The sequence below is a fragment of the Flavobacterium sp. N2038 genome (genome assembly GCF_025947185.1).
In the GTDB taxonomy this organism is placed as follows: Bacteria; Bacteroidota; Bacteroidia; order Flavobacteriales; family Flavobacteriaceae; genus Flavobacterium.
Genome location: NZ_CP110001.1, coordinates 4,290,606 through 4,306,483, shown reverse-complemented (window position 1 = coordinate 4,306,483; position 15,878 = coordinate 4,290,606). Strand labels below are relative to the sequence as shown.

The following is a 15,878-nucleotide window of genomic DNA, read 5'->3' as shown; positions in this document are numbered from 1 at the left end:
CGTGAGCGTCTCGCTTGTGGACATATTTTGCGTTCACGAGCGAGACGCTCGCGTTAGGGGGAATAAAACAACACATATAAATAAGTTAGCGATCAACCCATAATAACTAAAACGGATAATCAGAAACGAATAAAAAATCATGAAGAAAGAATTTCCAACTCTAAAAACCGAAAGACTTTTGCTGCGACAATTTGCAGATAGTGATCTTGAAAATGTTTTCAAAGGACTTTCACATCCGGAAGTTATTAAATATTATGGAGTGAGTTTTCAAACCTTAGAAGCAACTAAAGAACAAATGCTTTTTTTTGCTGACCTAGAAAAAAACGAGACAGGAATTTGGTTTGCTATTTGCTCGGCCGATAACAGAACATTCTACGGAGCGGGTGGATTAAATAATTTAAGTAAAGAACATAAAAAAGCAGAAATCGGTTTTTGGTTACTTTCAGATTTTTGGGGACATGGAATTATCAAAGAAGCAATACCGTTAATTTGTAATTATGGATTTAGCAATTTAGAACTTCACAGAATTGAAGGATTTGTGGAGTCGGAAAATAAGAATTGTAAAAGCGTAATGGCTAAACTTGACTTTCAATACGAAGGAACTATGAAAGACTGTGAAATTAAAGATGGTAAGTCTATAAGTCTTGATATTTATGCTAAAATAAAAGATAATTTAATAAAGCCTGAGTAAGAAATCAAGTAACAAAAAAGCTTAAGATTTCTTTGAAGCTTTGTTTTAGTGGCAGGACGCTTTCAAATATCTAACTATATTTTTGATTATTATTATAGTGCATTTGTGTCTTACATTTATAAAAAAAAGAAATTTTAGTTCTTCGGTGTCCGTTTGACGGTTCCTATTTTTTCTTTTTGTAAATTTTTTATATCACGATACAGAATCAAAATTTCGGCATAACTCCAATAAAAAGAAGTGTTTATGTTGTATTTTAAGTTTAATTCATCGATGAATTGTAAATAATGTATCTCTGGAGCTCTGCCTCTTTTCTGCGTTACTATATCAACTTGGGTGTTTTTAATATCTAGAGTTTCTTGCCATTTAGTATTACAGTAGTATCCTGTAAGTATTATCGCATTATGATTGATTTGAACTTCGTTGATGAAAAAAATAGCTTCTTTAAATACTATTGTAATTCTATATAAAGCAAGGAAAAAGAAAAAGCAGGATATAAAAAAGACTGTACACAATGAGCTATCAATATGTATTGAACCATCGATATTTGTGCTTTTTAGTATTTCATTACCTATTAGGCAGGCCATTACTATAGTGAGAATTAGTAAACCAGAAAAAACAAAGAGTATAAAAAAATCTAGTCGTTCTATAAATTGTTCATATTTTACCTTTGAATCTTTATTGGCCATAATTTGTATCGTTGTATTGTATGAGCATCATTTTCAGTATATTTTTTTGATTCGAAATACTTTTCTAAATTCTTCGAATAGTTTTTTATGGAAAGCTTTGCGAATTTCTCTGACTTCGCACCCGCAATCTAAAATCAAACATTGTTTTTGAAAATCTTATATAAACAAAAAAGCTCCAGATTTCTCTGAAGCTTTTTGTTATAGCAGCGGGTATCTCTGTTTGAATTAATATATCTTTTATAAATGATTATTTATTGATTAGTTTTTCAAGCCTTGCCATCATTTCATCTTTCTCTTTCAACATACGCTCGTATAACGCGATTTTTTCTTCGTGAAGTTTGATTAATTTATCGATTGGATCATTATTGAAAGTTGGATTATAATTAATTAAGCCTTGAGTATCATGAAAAGTATTTGAAATAATATTAATCGCCTGTTCCTCATCAAAATTCTGAAAAGCTTCAACAGGAATTTTCAATACAGTAGAGATCTGTTTCAGTAGATTATCTTCAATTACATCTTTCTGCTCCAGCATAGAAATTTTCTTTTGGGTCCAATCTTCTCCCAGATCATAAGCCAGTGCTTCTTGCTTTATGTTAAGCATTTCTCTGAAACGTTTTACGTTTCTTCCCTGATGTATTTTCTGTTCCATAAATAAGGTTTAATTTTCTGAAGTTCAAAGATAAAGCCATTCAGACTAAAAATTTTGACTTTCAAAGATAAAAAATATATATTTGAAAATAATAGTGTATGAAATTTATCACACATATCTGCCAAAATTTGGATGACTTTGTATGGTTTTGTCACACATATAAATAAGTTGATGGCAATTTTGCGAGACATCTCACCGATATTAATTAACCAGAAATAAAAAATGAAATTAACAATTACAATTGGACTTCTTTTAATTGGACATCTTACATTTGGACAAGACAGAATTCAAAAAATTGACAGTTTACTCAATTCTCTTTATTCACAAGAAAAAATCAATGGAAATGTTCTAATTGCAGAAAAAGGGAAAGTTATTTATAGCCGTAGTTTTGGACTTGCAAACGAAACAACAAAAGAAAAATTGAACGAAAATTCGATTTTTGAATTGGCATCTTGTTCAAAGCAGTTCACAGCTATGGGGATAATGATACTTAAAGAAAAAGGGAAGTTGAATTTGGACGATGACATCAAAAAATACTTACCCGAACTTTCTTTTTATAAAGGTGTAACTGTAAGAAACTTATTGAATCATACCGGAGGTCTACCAGACTATATGCAGCTTATGGATAGTTTATTTGACAAATCTAAAATTGCCACTAACAAAGACATAATTGATATATTTAGTAAACATCAGCCAAAAATAGTATTTGAGCCAAACACTAAATGGGAATATAGCAATACCGGCTATGCACTATTGGCTTCAATAATTGAGAAAGCATCGGGTATGACATACGCTGATTATCTAAACACAGCTATTTTTCAACCGTTGAAAATGAAAAATACCTTTGTGTACACTCGTAGATTATCGCCAAAGAAAATTGACAATTATGCTTTTGGTTATGTTTACTCCGATAGTTTGAAAAAATATGTTTTGCCAGACGAATTGAAAGAAACGAAAATGGTTATTTGGCTTGATGGTATTGTTGGAGACGGAACAGTTAATTCAACTGTAAACGATTTATTGATTTGGGATAGAGCATTGTACACCGATAAATTACTCACAAAAGAGGATATGAAAACAGTTTTTGAAGTAGCAACTTTGAAAGACGGAGCTAGAAGGAATTATGGTTTTGGTTGGGGAATTGAAGACAATGCTGATTTTGGAAAAATTGTAAACCATGATGGGGGCTGGCCAGGTTATGTAACTTTTATCGATAGGCATATTACAAATGATAAAACAATAATAATACTTCAAAATCACAGCAACGTTTCAATTCCTTCTAAAGCAATTAGAAATATTCTATATAATAAACCATTGCCTGTGCAAAAAGTCAGAAAAGAAATTAGTATTACTACTGAAGAACTTCAAAAGTTTGTTGGGACTTATGAAGTTGAAAAAGATTATGAAATCAAAATTTCATTAGATAAAGACCAACTATTTTCACAATTAACAGGACAAAATGCGTTCCAAATATTTGCAGAAAGTGAAATGTTATTTTTCTATAAAGTAGTAGATGCACAAATTCAGTTTGAAAAGAACGAAAAAGGAGAAATTTCAAATTTGTTTTTATTACAGAATGGAAAAAAGATAGAAGCAAAACGGACGAAATAAAAACTGCCACATGCTGGTGCGAGCGTCTCGCTCGTGAACACAACGATTCAATTTTAAACAAAAGTTTAGAAAACAAAAAAAGCTTCAGATTTCTCTGAAGCTTTTTGTCTTAGTAGCGGGAAGCATTCAAATATCTAACCAGTTTTTTGAGGGTTATTATGAAATTGTGTGTTGATTATTTATCTTAACTTTGGCTATATAGGACAAAACAAGTTATAAGTAATTTAAATCGACTACTATGAATTCAGAACCTTATCTTGCATTAAATGCTTGGCTTCAGAAGGCAGATCAAAACTATATGGAAGGAAGACTTTTGTGGTTAAACGACTTTATAGATGGTGCCTGTAATCTACTTTGGTTATCTGCTGAACAAATTATTAAAATACTTTTACTCCAAAAAGACATTAGCATTCTTTCGAATGTTTCAGGGGATTTAGATGATCTACATAATAAAATAGACACTAAGGGTAAGAAATTAGGGCATGATGTTCACAAATTAATAGCAAATGTAAAATCTCAATATCCAGACCTGGATTTAACAACTTATGAATCAATGCTAATTAAACTACAGGAATACTTTTACAGAAGATATGTGATAAACACTGGAAGTGTCATTTCATTAAATATGCTTGACGAAATAGATGAGTTTTACTTTATAGTTCGAGGAAAAATTGACGCTGAAATTGGACTGGGAACGATTGATGAGATATTTATTCAAAGAAAGCATAATTGGGCACATCCTATATCTTCATTTGAGTGCGCTTACCATAAAAATAAACATTTCAAAACTAGACCACATTCGCCAATTAATTATATGACCTCATTGGGTGAAAGAATCACTGAAAATGGCCAATGATATTGCTAAAAAACAAAAAAAGCTTCAGATTTCTCTGAAGCTTTACTTAGTAGCCCTAACGGGACAATTCTCGAATCATTTTACGGATGATTTAAAAATTTTAAATCATCTGCAAACATAATATCTCTTTAAGTATTAATTTTAATATTATTAAGAATAGCCTCCTTTTTTTTAAATAAAACATTTAAAAAAATCGTAAAACACTAATAATAAGAAAACTATAATTAATAAGAAATGACTGAATTTTATTTTCTTCAATAAATACTTAATTACTTATTGTCTTATTTTGATATGTAAGAAAAAGATGTATCTTTAAAATCAGAATTAATCTTGGTTTTTAGTATGATTATTGGTGAAATTTTAGACGAATTAGGAGAGGTTAAACATAAGACCTACAAAATACAAGATGGTGATACGCCTCAATCGGTTGCCAATAAACTTGAAATAGAATTAGATGATCTGAGAAGGTATCACAACTTTAATTGCAAAGAAGATCGTGATGTAATAAATGCTTATTTACCTAATCATCTCAAATTTATTCTTCTAAAACCTGTAAAATTTAAAGCAAACGGAGAACTTCAGGACGAGCCTCTGGAGTATATTCGTTTTAGCACTAAGTCCTATCAATTACCTTTTAATCCTTCTGGTAAAAATAGCTATTTAGGAGTTTACACTATTGAAAACGGGGATATCAAACAATCTGTAAAAGAAGAAATCAGTGTAAAATGGTTAGCTACTGATGTAAACAAATATTCTTTCTTTGAAATAAACAGAATTTCTAAAGTTTATATTGATGAAAAGGAAGCAGACACTATTGCTGATGAAATAGCAGAAAAAACAAGTAGTGTTTTTTATCCTCTTCAAATTGTTGTCAATGAAAAAGGAAAATGGATTGATATCCACAATTATGATGCTATTGAAGATCGCTGGTATAAAACAAAACCTAAAATTTTAGAAGAATATAAAGGAGAGGAAATTGAGGAATGTTTAGCTCGTTTCGAACAAAGAATAGAAGATAAAGATGCTTTTTTAGAATTATTTAATTTCAACTGGTTCTTAAGAGCCTTTTTTAATGGGCTAAATATTGAATATAAAGACCAATTAGTTCTTGAAAAAAATATTTATTTTCCAATTAATAATACTTTAGGAGAAACTCGATTTTCGGTACAACAAGAAATTTTACCAACACTAGACAAATACAATCTGGTAAATATAACCCAGAAAGGAATTCTTAGTGATCCCAGGACAAAACTAGACTTTGAAAATGATACTGATTTTCCTTATGATACTTTGTTAGAAGATAATCCTGAAAGAGCACAAGGACAATATAATTCCTGTTATTTTTTAAATCCTCGCACATATCTAGTAGAGTGTTTATTTTTAGAATGCAGTATTGACCTTGCTATTCCAGTAAGAACAACAATTACGATTTCCAATCTCGAAGATAAGGAGGATTTAAAACCCAAACCCAGAGTCTCTCTTTATGCGGGAGAGACAGAGAAACCTGAGCGTTTTTTAGACACAGTCGCAGATATTTTTAAAATAAAATAGCATATTTTATTATGAGTGAAAAACATATTGTAGTGCAGGGTGCTACGTGTAAGTGTAAATTTAGTGTGGAGCCCAAAACAGATATACTTAAAGTAAAAACCCAAACAAAGCATTACGCTAATGATAAAGAAAGTAAAGATAAATTAATAGCAACCGATAAAGAGATTGGGCAGACTTTGGAGAAAAATACTTTTGGTAAATGCAAAAAGCAACCCAACGGAAGTGGAGATTATCTGCCATGTCAGGCAACAATTACAAAATGGAGTGGCTTTTATGAAAAAGTAACCCTGTCTAATCAAGGAAAATTATTACTTGAAGACAGTAAAGCTACCTGTCCAATGGGCGGACCTGATTGTATAGAAATAGATAAACATGGACAAGTTATTGAACCAAGTCAACAGAATTTCAAGAATTCAAATTCTGATGTACAGAATCAAATCAATCCATTGTTGGATTTAAAAGGGATGACTAATCCAAAACTGAAACATTTAGACATTGAAAGTATTTAAATAGTTTGTTATTATAAAGAAAAACATGGAAAAAGGTATTGAAAGAATAAAGTGGACTGGTGAGGGACAAGTTGCCGCAAATCACTCCATTCCTAATGTGAAAATTACTATAAAAGCAGACCAATTTGTATATTTTCAAGTAAGTGAATGGGCTGATGATACTACAAAAGAAGAAAAAGAAAAGAATATTTATTGGAATCTTCTAACAAACAAACCTCGTAAGAGTTTACTTGAAAGTACTCGAAAAGCAAATCAGAAATATGGAATAAAGCTACCCAAAAAGCTTTGTGGTCCATATGCCTATTATTTAGAAGCAAGTATTTCAGGTTTAAAATATTCCCAAAAAGCAGGATTGGTTGTAGGGGGATGGTGCGAATCAAAAATTATCAAGAGTAAATGGAGTACCAGTATTGATGGTCCTGATGTTCGTAATTCAAAAGTTTTCTCCTATGGAGAAACTATTTATTTAAACGTGGAAACGGAAGGACTTAACGGACACAAAAATCTGATTGTTGATATTTATCGAAATAACGCAGAAGGAGAACTCATAAATGTATACACTAGTGTAGATGTAAATGACGGAGAAATAAATATTGCAATCACAGATACTTTTACATGGTTTGGTAAAATAAAGGGAATTAAAGATGTCGAACAATTTTATATAAAAGTCAAAAACCCAATAACAAAAAAATACATTCCCAATAGTAATAACGAGACTATACATGCACGTTTTCTCAAGATAAAAAAGAAAATTGAGCCGAGTTTTCCTAAGCCGCCAACAAATGTTACTGCTTTTAAAGTTGGTGAGCAGGAAAAATACATGAAAAATGCCGGGCATTGCAACTTTAAAAAAATCATTCTATACGAAGATAACGAACCTGTATCCATTTTTGATGAAGGAAAATTTAGCCAACAAGTTTCGGGTAAAGATCGATTTATTACAGTAAAGAAAATTCATTATGATTTTGATAAATTCAATATTCGACCAGATGCAAAAAAAACCATTGATGAGATAACAAAATTTTTATTAGCATCACCTTATTTGCCGGTAGAAATAGGATCTCATACAGATTGTAGAGGGACAGATGAGTATAACGATAAACTTTCACATAAAAGAGCGCAGACAATTGTAGATTCGCTTGTTAAAAGTGGAATTGATGCAGGAAGAATTTCAGCAAAAGGATATGGTAAATCAAGACTCTTACACCTTGGCGAAAATATACCAGATACTTTGCACGAACAGAATCGCAGGACAACATTATTATTTAAAGTTTATGGTAACAATGCCAATCCTATAAATATTGATATAATTGCACCAAGTTATAGTTATAATCCACGAAAAAAAGTAAAACTAAAAATACCCGATCAGCAGTTTAAGGCTTGTTTTAAAGAAGGAAAAAATAAACATAGTCTTGACAAAAATGTAATCGAAAATACGCAGTATTCATTAAATAAAACAACACCTTACAACGGTGATACAATTGAGCACCCTGTTTTTTCAATTATCAATGCTGATTTTAAAAATCATTATGTAAAATATTTGCGTAAGTTTTTATTTCCCAAAGAAACGATTAACTACGGTGATATAACAAACGATTATTATTTTTATATCAATTCCTGCGCCTACTATTCGGACAAGACCAAACCTACAATACACATCAAAACCTATCCTGATGTAGTTTGGATGGGACATTTTCAGTTTAACTATCAAGATAAAAGCCCTTTTTATTTTCATCAAAAAGAGCTTTCTCTAAAAAGAGGTATCAAACAGGAAATTAAAGAGCTAACAGAATCTGTGTTTGGTAGTTTAATGGTGCTCATTCCTGGCGGGTGGGTTACCAGAGATGTACTTTTTCCCTATGTAGAAAAACAGGCTGAATTTTACGATGTAGGATTGCATGCCATTTACGACAGAACTCTCGAAAAAAAGGAAGAAGCTCTAAGCTTAAAAGGTACAGAAGTAGATTTTATAAAAGAAGATAATACTACCCGATATATCGCTGCATTTGTAGTTTATGAGTTGGTAGCGATAGGTATTATCATAGATTTATTGATGATATATTTAACCAGAGGCAAAAACTTAGAAGGAAGATTGGCTAAGATTGCAAGCAAAGTAAAAAAGGTCTCTAAATATTTAAATGATTCGGGAGCTGAGTTAGTACCTCCGTCTATTGCAATAAATACGGGTATGTATTATAAAACGCAATTAGACAACAGATTGGCATTAATTTTTGAAGCTAACATAAAAGCTGATCCATTGGTAGCGATAAATTTTGAGAAAAAATTTGATTTAAAAGATCTCATTAAACAAAAACTAACTCATAAAGATAATCAGAAAAAACAAGGAGAAATAAATGCCTTTTTAAAAACTATAAAAACAAATCTAACGGCAACTTTAAGTATAGTAGGTGAAATTGCAATTAACCATAGGATACAATATAACCTACTAACTAATACCCATACTGTTACTGATAAGATAGCAAATCTAGTACAAACCCAGACGGTTACCTACAGTGAAAAAATAAAAGGTAAAATGTTTTTAGAGGGTGATGTATCCAAAAAATTCTTTAAGTTTTATCCAATACAAGTAGACGCAAATATCAAACTAGACCTTAACTGTGAAGCTGTTGTCAAAACTGAATACGGTTATGATCAAAAAGGAGGAAAAGGGTTATTCATGGAAAAAAAATTAATCTTTTCAGGACTCAAAGGTGCTTTTACTGGGAATGTGAAAGTGAGAGCTCAAGATGAAGAATTACTTGATTATTCTCCAAACGAAGGAAAACCAATACCCTTTACCTTATTCGATGGTGACACGTATAATTTGGGTAGAATATATTTTTTTAATACTGCAACACAAAAATAAATATTTATGAAAAATGCAATTTTCATTTTAACAGCACTTTTAATTTTTCCCTCTTGCAAACAACAGAACAATTCAAATAATAGTAAAATGAGCGATTTAACGAGTAAAAATTATGTAGAAAGAATGCTTAATAACATAAAGCATTTTAATTATGAACCTATGTATTATTTAACTTTCAGGCAAAACTCTTGTTTTTCAGAAATATTGGTAAATGATATTCCCGTAAATAAAAATTTTAAAGAACAATCTGACGAAGGAACTTTAGATATAAATAATTATATTTTTAAAAGTGGCATTCAAAAAGTAACTTTTAGGTTATATCCCGCAGGAAAAGTTGGTAATTTTGATCTTTCAAAATTTGTTTCTGATACCGAAATGAATATCGAAATAACAGAATCTGACAATGATAAGAAAGAGCAAGAAGGAAAAAAAACAATGTCTTATACAACACCTATCACCACAACAATAAACCCATATGGTTATTCTATAAGCAAATTTGAAGCAACTGGAAAAACATACTATGAAGCAAGTTTTACGTTTAACGCTACTGTACCTTATCAATTTGATAGTTTAAGCAAAGGAATGGACTTGAGAAAACAGGACCCACATACACTTGAGAAAAAAGTAATTGCTTTTTATAAAAATCAATGGGAAATTATAAATAGTAAAAAGGTTGATGACTTTTTTTCTTTTTTGGAATTGAAGGAAAAAGAATGTTCACAAAGCGTGTATGATACTAGAGTTGATTTAGAAGAAAATTTACAAGCCTATCTTGACCCTTTTACAATAGAAAATTTTAAACTGGAACCATTAGAGAACTATAAAATGGTATTTTATGGAGATGGCAGAATTGTTTGTTTAGAACTTACAAGTCTTGACGGAAAGTTAAGAGGAAAGTCAGCTTTATGGGGTAAATTTGAGAGAGAAGGATTGAGAGCTAAATTTAGAAAATATTATCTATATATTCCTGATAATGAGAGTGAATTGAAAATATTGAGATAAATTGTGGAAATGATAAAAAAAACACTAAAGAATCTATTTTTATTCGTATTAACAATCTCTTTGTCATCTTGTGGTCAAGAAAAGAAAAGCGAAAATAGTATAGAAAGACATTTCAATGTTTTTCATGATGATGATTATAATTATGGCATTACTGATGAAAAAGGGGATACAATTATACCTGCACAACGCTTTGATTTAGCAAAAAGAGCAAATTATTACTATATGGAAAAAATAGAATCCAATGGTGAAATTGTTTTAAATTGGTTAGATGTAAAAAATAGGAGACTCGTACCATTGAGAAATTTTTCTGACTTTCATTCTTCAATAAATAATGAAACGGATGTTTTTTACAATAAAGAATACAAACTAGCAGTATTCAAAAATAGAGAAGAAATGATTCTGCCATTTCAATATGGAAGTTTTGACAAATTAGGGAAATATTTTTTAGCTCATAAATTTGATTTCAAAAGTGTGGAAGTTTTTGATGAGAATTTAAAAAAAATATCTAATCAAGGTATTGAAGACTATATCTTGCTTTCAAACAAGAAATTAATTACTGTTGAAAAGAACTATAAATGGGGAATAATAAATGACAAACTAGAATTAATTGTTCCATTTATATATGATTATGCAATATCAGAACTTCCTAACAGCGAAAATTTATTTATAGTTATTACCCAACCAGATAATGTACAGTTTTATGGTTTAATGAATGACAAAGGAGAAATTGTACAGCCTTTAGATTTTTCTTATATTGATGATGTGGAAAGTGAAAATTTAATAAGGATTTGCAAAAATAACAAATGGGGTTTTATAAACACTCAAGGAAATATATTAATTTATCCAAAATATGATGGGGTAACCAATTTTGTAAATAATCATGCGATAATTAGAGTAAATGATAAAGTAGGTTATATAAATGCTCAGGGAAATATAATTGCCCAACCAAAATTTGCAAAATGTAATGAATTCAATTCAGGTTATGCATTTGTAATCATTGATGATTTTAATTATGGGTTAATTGATACACAAGGAAATTTTGTAATGAAAGGTAAAAAAAATAGCAATTCTTGGGTAGGTGATAAATTGAACGATAAAGATAAAAGATATTTCATAATGAATAAAACATATAACTATAAAGGTGATTTGATAAATGATAAAGTTATCTACAAATAATTATATTTGAGTCTGGAAATGCGGCCTATTGAAAATTATAAAATGGTGTTTTTGACGATGGAAAATTAGTTACACTAATGCAATCAACTACTGACAATAGATTAAGAGGAAATAGTTCTCTTTGAGCCAAAGTAAATCACGATGGCGGTTTAAGACCTCTATTTTTGAATAGTTGTTTTTTATATATCTAAAGGAAAAACAGAATTTGAAATTTATTAAAAATGAATGCATTAAAATGGATATTCTGTGTTTTACTAATTATTTTCTGGTAATGTATCAGATGTGTGGGTGGTTAATTATTAGATGAAAAAAACAGATTATCAATTATTTATATTAATATCACATACAAATTAAGACAACCTTCGGGTTGTTTTTTTTACTTTATATTGTCTTAAAACGAAAAAATGAGCCCAAATCTGACTAGGTGTACCCGATTGCTCCGATATGTAGACAACGATAGCGTAGATTTGCAATCTGTGCCCGCAAAGAGAATCAGAAAGATAAAAACAAAAAAAGCTTCAGATTTCTCTGAAGCTTTTTGTCTTAGTAGCGGGAACAGGACTCGAACCTGTGTCCGCCGCGGCGGATATGAGTCCGACAAGCTGTTAAAATTTTGAATAAAAAAAAACACCAGCTTTTTCAAGTGGTGTTTTTCTTAGTAGCGGGAACAGGACTCGAACCTGTGTCCGCGGCGGCGGATATGAGCCCGACGAGCTGTTAAAATTTTGAATAAAAAAAACACGAGCTTTTTCAAGTGGTGTTTTTCTTAGTAGCGGGAACAGGACTCGAACCTGTGTCCGCCGCGGCGGATATGAGCCCGACGAGCTGTTAAAATTTTGAATAAAAAAAACACGAGCTTTTTCAAGTGGTGTTTTTCTTAGTAGCGGGAACAGGACTCGAACCTGTGTCCGCGGCGGCGGATATGAGCCCGACGAGCTGTTAAAATTTTGAATAAAAAAACACCAGCTTTTTCAAGTGGTGTTTTTCTTAGTAGCGGGAACAGGACTCGAACCTGTGTCCGCGGCGGCGGATATGAGCCCGACGAGCTGTTAAAATTTTGAATAAAAAAAAACACCAGCTTTTTCAAGTGGTGTTTTTCTTAGTAGCGGGAACAGGACTCGAACCTGTGTCCGCGGCGGCGGATATGAGCCCGACGAGCTGTTAAAATTTTGAATAAAAAAAAAACACCAGCTTTTTCAAGTGGTGTTTTTCTTAGTAGCGGGAACAGGACTCGAACCTGTGTCCGCCGCGGCGGATATGAGCCCGACTAGCTGTTAAAATTTTGAATAAAAAAAAACACCATCTTTTTCAAGTGGTGTTTTTCTTTAGTAGCGGGAACAGGACTCGAACCTGTGTCCGCCGCGGCGGATATGAGCCCGACTAGCTGTTAAAATTTTGAATAAAAAAAAACACCATCTTTTTCAAGTGGTGTTTTTCTTTAGTAGCGGGAACAGGACTCGAACCTGTGACCTTCGGGTTATGAGCCCGACGAGCTGCCTACTGCTCTATCCCGCGATGTTTAGGGTGCAAAGATACGCCGATTTTCGAGAAATCCAACGAAAACTTTAAAAAATGTTTTATTTTCTGTATTAACTTGATATGACTACCTTTGCAGAATAAATAAAACAAAAATGTCACATAAAGCAGGTTTCGTAAACATCATCGGAAATCCAAATGTTGGAAAATCAACATTAATGAACGCTTTCGTTGGAGAGCGATTGTCGATCATTACATCAAAAGCACAAACTACACGTCATAGAATTTTAGGAATTGTAAACGGAGAAGACTTTCAGTTAGTTTTGTCGGATACTCCCGGAATCATCAAACCAGCATATGAAATGCAGGAATCGATGATGAACTTCGTAAAATCGGCTTTTGAAGATGCAGACATTTTAGTTTATATGGTCGAAATAGGGGAGCAGGATCTTAAAGATGAAGCTTTCTTTAATAAAATCATTCACGCTAAAATTCCGGTTTTATTGCTTTTAAATAAAATAGACAATTCAAACCAGGAACAATTAGAAACTCAGGTGGCTTTCTGGAAAGAAAAAGTGCCAAATGCAGAAATCTTCCCAATCTCTGCTTTGCAGAATTTCAATGTACCGGAAGTTTTTGGCAGAATCATCGAGTTACTTCCAGAATCACCACCTTATTACCCTAAAGACCAATTAACAGATAAACCAGAACGTTTCTTTGTTAACGAAACAATCCGTGAGAAAATCTTATTGAATTACGCGAAAGAGATTCCATACGCAGTAGAAATCGTAACAGAAGAATTTCTTGAAGACGAAAAGATTATCAGGATCCGTTCGGTAATTATGGTAGAACGCGATACTCAAAAAGGAATCATTATTGGACACAAAGGTGCTGCTTTGAAGAAAGTTGGAACCGATGCCCGTGCTGATTTGGAGAAATTCTTCGGAAAACAAATTCACATTGAACTTTACGTAAAAGTGAATAAAAACTGGAGAAGTAATGCCAATATGTTGAAACGTTTTGGGTATAACCAGTAAGGGTTTAATCGGTTAATTGTTTAATCGTTGATTTGTTTAAAGTTTCTTATTGTTTAATGTTTATTGTGTGATATGAAACGTTTAGTGTAAAACTCAAAACTGATACTGAAAACTGAAGCCCTAGCCCTGATAGAAGTGGAAATCCTTTTGTGACGCTTCTTTAGCGAAACAAAAGATTGAAACGAATAGCAGGAATAGCTCCTGAAAAATAGCCTGAAATAACAGGAAAAACAATAAAAATCTTAGGTATTTAGTCCCGATAGCTATCGGGATAGTGACTTAGCCACTTTTTTAACTACCTTTGCAAAAAATTTAAATAAGGCATTTTGTATTTATAATTTATTGTGATTTAGTCAAAAGCGAAATCTGAAATTGTAAATCCGGAATCTAAAATTCAAAAAAATGAATAACATTGTTGCGATAGTAGGAAGACCTAATGTAGGGAAATCAACCCTTTTTAATAGGCTGATACAAAGAAGAGAAGCTATTGTAGATTCTGTATCTGGGGTTACCCGTGATAGAAACTATGGTAAAAGCGAGTGGAACGGAAAAGAGTTTTCTGTCATTGATACAGGTGGATACGTTCGAGGGTCTGATGACGTATTTGAAGGTGAAATCCGTAAACAAGTAGAGCTTGCTATCGACGAAGCCGATGTTATTATTTTTGTTGTTGATGTAGAAGAAGGTATTACACCAATGGATGAAACGGTTGCTAAATTGTTGCGTAAAGTAACAAAACCGGTTTTGTTGGCTGTAAATAAGGTTGATAACGCAATGCGTGAGAAAGATGCGATTGAGTTTTATAATCTTGGTTTAGGGGATTATTATACTTTTGCAAGTATCTCGGGAAGCGGAACAGGAGATTTGTTAGATGCTTTAATTGATGCATTTCCTGAGAAACCAGAAGTTGAGGTAAAAGAAGATTTACCTCGTTTTGCTGTTGTTGGTCGTCCGAATGCTGGAAAATCAAGTTTTATCAATGCTTTGATTGGTCAGGATCGCTATATTGTAACTGATATCGCGGGAACAACGCGTGATGCAATCGATACAAAATTTGACCGTTTTGGTTTTGAATTTAATTTGGTAGATACCGCAGGTATTCGTCGTAAAGCAAAAGTTAAAGAAGATTTAGAATTTTATTCTGTAATGCGTTCGGTTAGAGCAATTGAGCATGCAGATATTTGTATATTGGTAATTGACGCAACCCGAGGATTTGAAGGTCAGGATCAGAGTATTTTCTGGCTGGCAGAGAAAAACCGTAAAGGTGTTGTAATCCTGGTAAACAAATGGGATTTGGTAGAAAAAGACACGATGTCTTCTCGTGATTACGAAGAGAAAATCAAAAAAGAATTAATGCCATTTACAGATGTGCCAATTTTATTCGTTTCGGCTTTAACAAAACAACGTTTATTGAAAGCACTAGAAGCTACAGTTCAGGTTTTTGAAAGCAGAAAACAAAGAATTGCTACTTCAAAATTCAATGAATATATGTTGAAGGTAATCGAAGCTTATCCGCCACCGGCAACAAAAGGGAAATATGTAAAAATTAAATATTGTATGCAGTTGCCAACTCAAACGCCTCAGTTTGTGTTTTTTGCTAATATGCCACAATATGTAAAAGAACCATATAAAAGATATCTTGAAAATAAAATTAGAGAAAACTGGGACTTCTCCGGAGTACCAATCGATATTTATATTAGAGAGAAATAAAACTAAGATCCCCGCTAAGTCGGGGATTTTTTTTGGCTTTGTACTAAATATTTTT

12 protein-coding genes and 1 tRNA gene are annotated in these 15,878 nt (G+C 32.1%); 10 read left to right on the top strand and 3 right to left on the bottom strand.

Features of this window, described 5'->3' with window-relative positions; genetic code table 11:
* Positions 1-139 precede the first annotated feature (139 nt).
* The gene (locus OLM51_RS18780) at positions 140-691 is read left to right on the top strand and encodes a GNAT family N-acetyltransferase (RefSeq protein ID WP_264552109.1); all 552 of its coding nucleotides are present in this window, start codon (positions 140-142) and stop codon (positions 689-691) included.
* A gap of 134 nt (positions 692-825) precedes the next feature.
* Here OLM51_RS18780 and OLM51_RS18775 read toward each other — a convergent pair whose 3' ends face one another.
* A complete protein-coding gene (locus OLM51_RS18775) occupies positions 826-1,377 on the bottom strand; it encodes a hypothetical protein (RefSeq protein WP_264552108.1) in 552 nt (183 codons plus the stop codon).
* Positions 1,378-1,624: 247 nt separating this feature from the next.
* Positions 1,625-2,029, bottom strand: coding sequence for a helix-turn-helix domain-containing protein (locus OLM51_RS18770; protein ID WP_264552107.1), 405 nt, complete (start codon positions 2,027-2,029; stop codon positions 1,625-1,627).
* Positions 2,030-2,251: 222 nt separating this feature from the next.
* Here OLM51_RS18770 and OLM51_RS18765 point away from each other — a divergent pair, with 222 nt between their 5' ends.
* From OLM51_RS18765 to OLM51_RS18735, 7 genes are all read left to right on the top strand, one after another.
* The gene (locus OLM51_RS18765; RefSeq protein ID WP_264552106.1) at positions 2,252-3,640 is read left to right on the top strand and encodes a serine hydrolase; all 1,389 of its coding nucleotides are present in this window, start codon (positions 2,252-2,254) and stop codon (positions 3,638-3,640) included.
* A 238-nt stretch (positions 3,641-3,878) separates the two neighbouring features.
* Entirely contained in the window at positions 3,879-4,496 is a 618-nt protein-coding gene (locus OLM51_RS18760) for a HEPN domain-containing protein (protein ID WP_264552105.1), read from the top strand.
* Positions 4,497-4,838: 342 nt separating this feature from the next.
* On the top strand, positions 4,839-6,047 hold the full coding sequence (locus tag OLM51_RS18755; protein ID WP_264552104.1) for a hypothetical protein: 1,209 nt from the start codon (positions 4,839-4,841) through the stop codon (positions 6,045-6,047).
* A gap of 11 nt (positions 6,048-6,058) precedes the next feature.
* On the top strand, positions 6,059-6,556 hold the full coding sequence (locus OLM51_RS18750; RefSeq protein ID WP_264552103.1) for a DUF4280 domain-containing protein: 498 nt from the start codon (positions 6,059-6,061) through the stop codon (positions 6,554-6,556).
* Positions 6,557-6,581: 25 nt separating this feature from the next.
* Complete coding sequence (locus tag OLM51_RS18745; protein ID WP_264552102.1) at positions 6,582-9,422, top strand: OmpA family protein; 2,841 nt, start codon at positions 6,582-6,584, stop codon at positions 9,420-9,422.
* A 6-nt stretch (positions 9,423-9,428) separates the two neighbouring features.
* Positions 9,429-10,424 (top strand): hypothetical protein, encoded by a 996-nt coding sequence (locus OLM51_RS18740; RefSeq protein WP_264552101.1) that lies wholly within the window; start codon positions 9,429-9,431, stop codon positions 10,422-10,424.
* A 9-nt stretch (positions 10,425-10,433) separates the two neighbouring features.
* A complete protein-coding gene (locus OLM51_RS18735; protein ID WP_264552100.1) occupies positions 10,434-11,600 on the top strand; it encodes a WG repeat-containing protein in 1,167 nt (388 codons plus the stop codon).
* Positions 11,601-13,042: 1,442 nt separating this feature from the next.
* Here OLM51_RS18735 and OLM51_RS18730 read toward each other — a convergent pair.
* A tRNA-Met gene (locus OLM51_RS18730) sits at positions 13,043-13,115 on the bottom strand.
* A gap of 116 nt (positions 13,116-13,231) precedes the next feature.
* On the opposite strand from OLM51_RS18730, the gene era reads away from it, so the two are divergent.
* A complete protein-coding gene (gene era / locus OLM51_RS18725) occupies positions 13,232-14,113 on the top strand; it encodes a GTPase Era (RefSeq protein WP_264552099.1) in 882 nt (293 codons plus the stop codon).
* A 402-nt stretch (positions 14,114-14,515) separates the two neighbouring features.
* Positions 14,516-15,823, top strand: a complete 1,308-nt coding sequence (der, locus tag OLM51_RS18720) for a ribosome biogenesis GTPase Der (protein ID WP_264552098.1) — start codon at positions 14,516-14,518, stop codon at positions 15,821-15,823.
* Positions 15,824-15,878 lie beyond the last annotated feature (55 nt).

What these genes read in the sequence shown, in the direction of transcription:
- OLM51_RS18780 (WP_264552109.1), top strand. Translation starts at nt 140, where the DNA reads ATGAAGAAAGAATTTCCAACTCTAAAAACCGAAAGACTTTTGCTGCGA.
- OLM51_RS18775 (WP_264552108.1), bottom strand. Translation starts at nt 1,377, where the DNA reads ATGGCCAATAAAGATTCAAAGGTAAAATATGAACAATTTATAGAACGA.
- OLM51_RS18770 (WP_264552107.1), bottom strand. Translation starts at nt 2,029, where the DNA reads ATGGAACAGAAAATACATCAGGGAAGAAACGTAAAACGTTTCAGAGAA.
- OLM51_RS18765 (WP_264552106.1), top strand. Translation starts at nt 2,252, where the DNA reads ATGAAATTAACAATTACAATTGGACTTCTTTTAATTGGACATCTTACA.
- OLM51_RS18760 (WP_264552105.1), top strand. Translation starts at nt 3,879, where the DNA reads ATGAATTCAGAACCTTATCTTGCATTAAATGCTTGGCTTCAGAAGGCA.
- OLM51_RS18755 (WP_264552104.1), top strand. Translation starts at nt 4,839, where the DNA reads ATGATTATTGGTGAAATTTTAGACGAATTAGGAGAGGTTAAACATAAG.
- OLM51_RS18750 (WP_264552103.1), top strand. Translation starts at nt 6,059, where the DNA reads ATGAGTGAAAAACATATTGTAGTGCAGGGTGCTACGTGTAAGTGTAAA.
- OLM51_RS18745 (WP_264552102.1), top strand. Translation starts at nt 6,582, where the DNA reads ATGGAAAAAGGTATTGAAAGAATAAAGTGGACTGGTGAGGGACAAGTT.
- OLM51_RS18740 (WP_264552101.1), top strand. Translation starts at nt 9,429, where the DNA reads ATGAAAAATGCAATTTTCATTTTAACAGCACTTTTAATTTTTCCCTCT.
- OLM51_RS18735 (WP_264552100.1), top strand. Translation starts at nt 10,434, where the DNA reads ATGATAAAAAAAACACTAAAGAATCTATTTTTATTCGTATTAACAATC.
- era (WP_264552099.1), top strand. Translation starts at nt 13,232, where the DNA reads ATGTCACATAAAGCAGGTTTCGTAAACATCATCGGAAATCCAAATGTT.
- der (WP_264552098.1), top strand. Translation starts at nt 14,516, where the DNA reads ATGAATAACATTGTTGCGATAGTAGGAAGACCTAATGTAGGGAAATCA.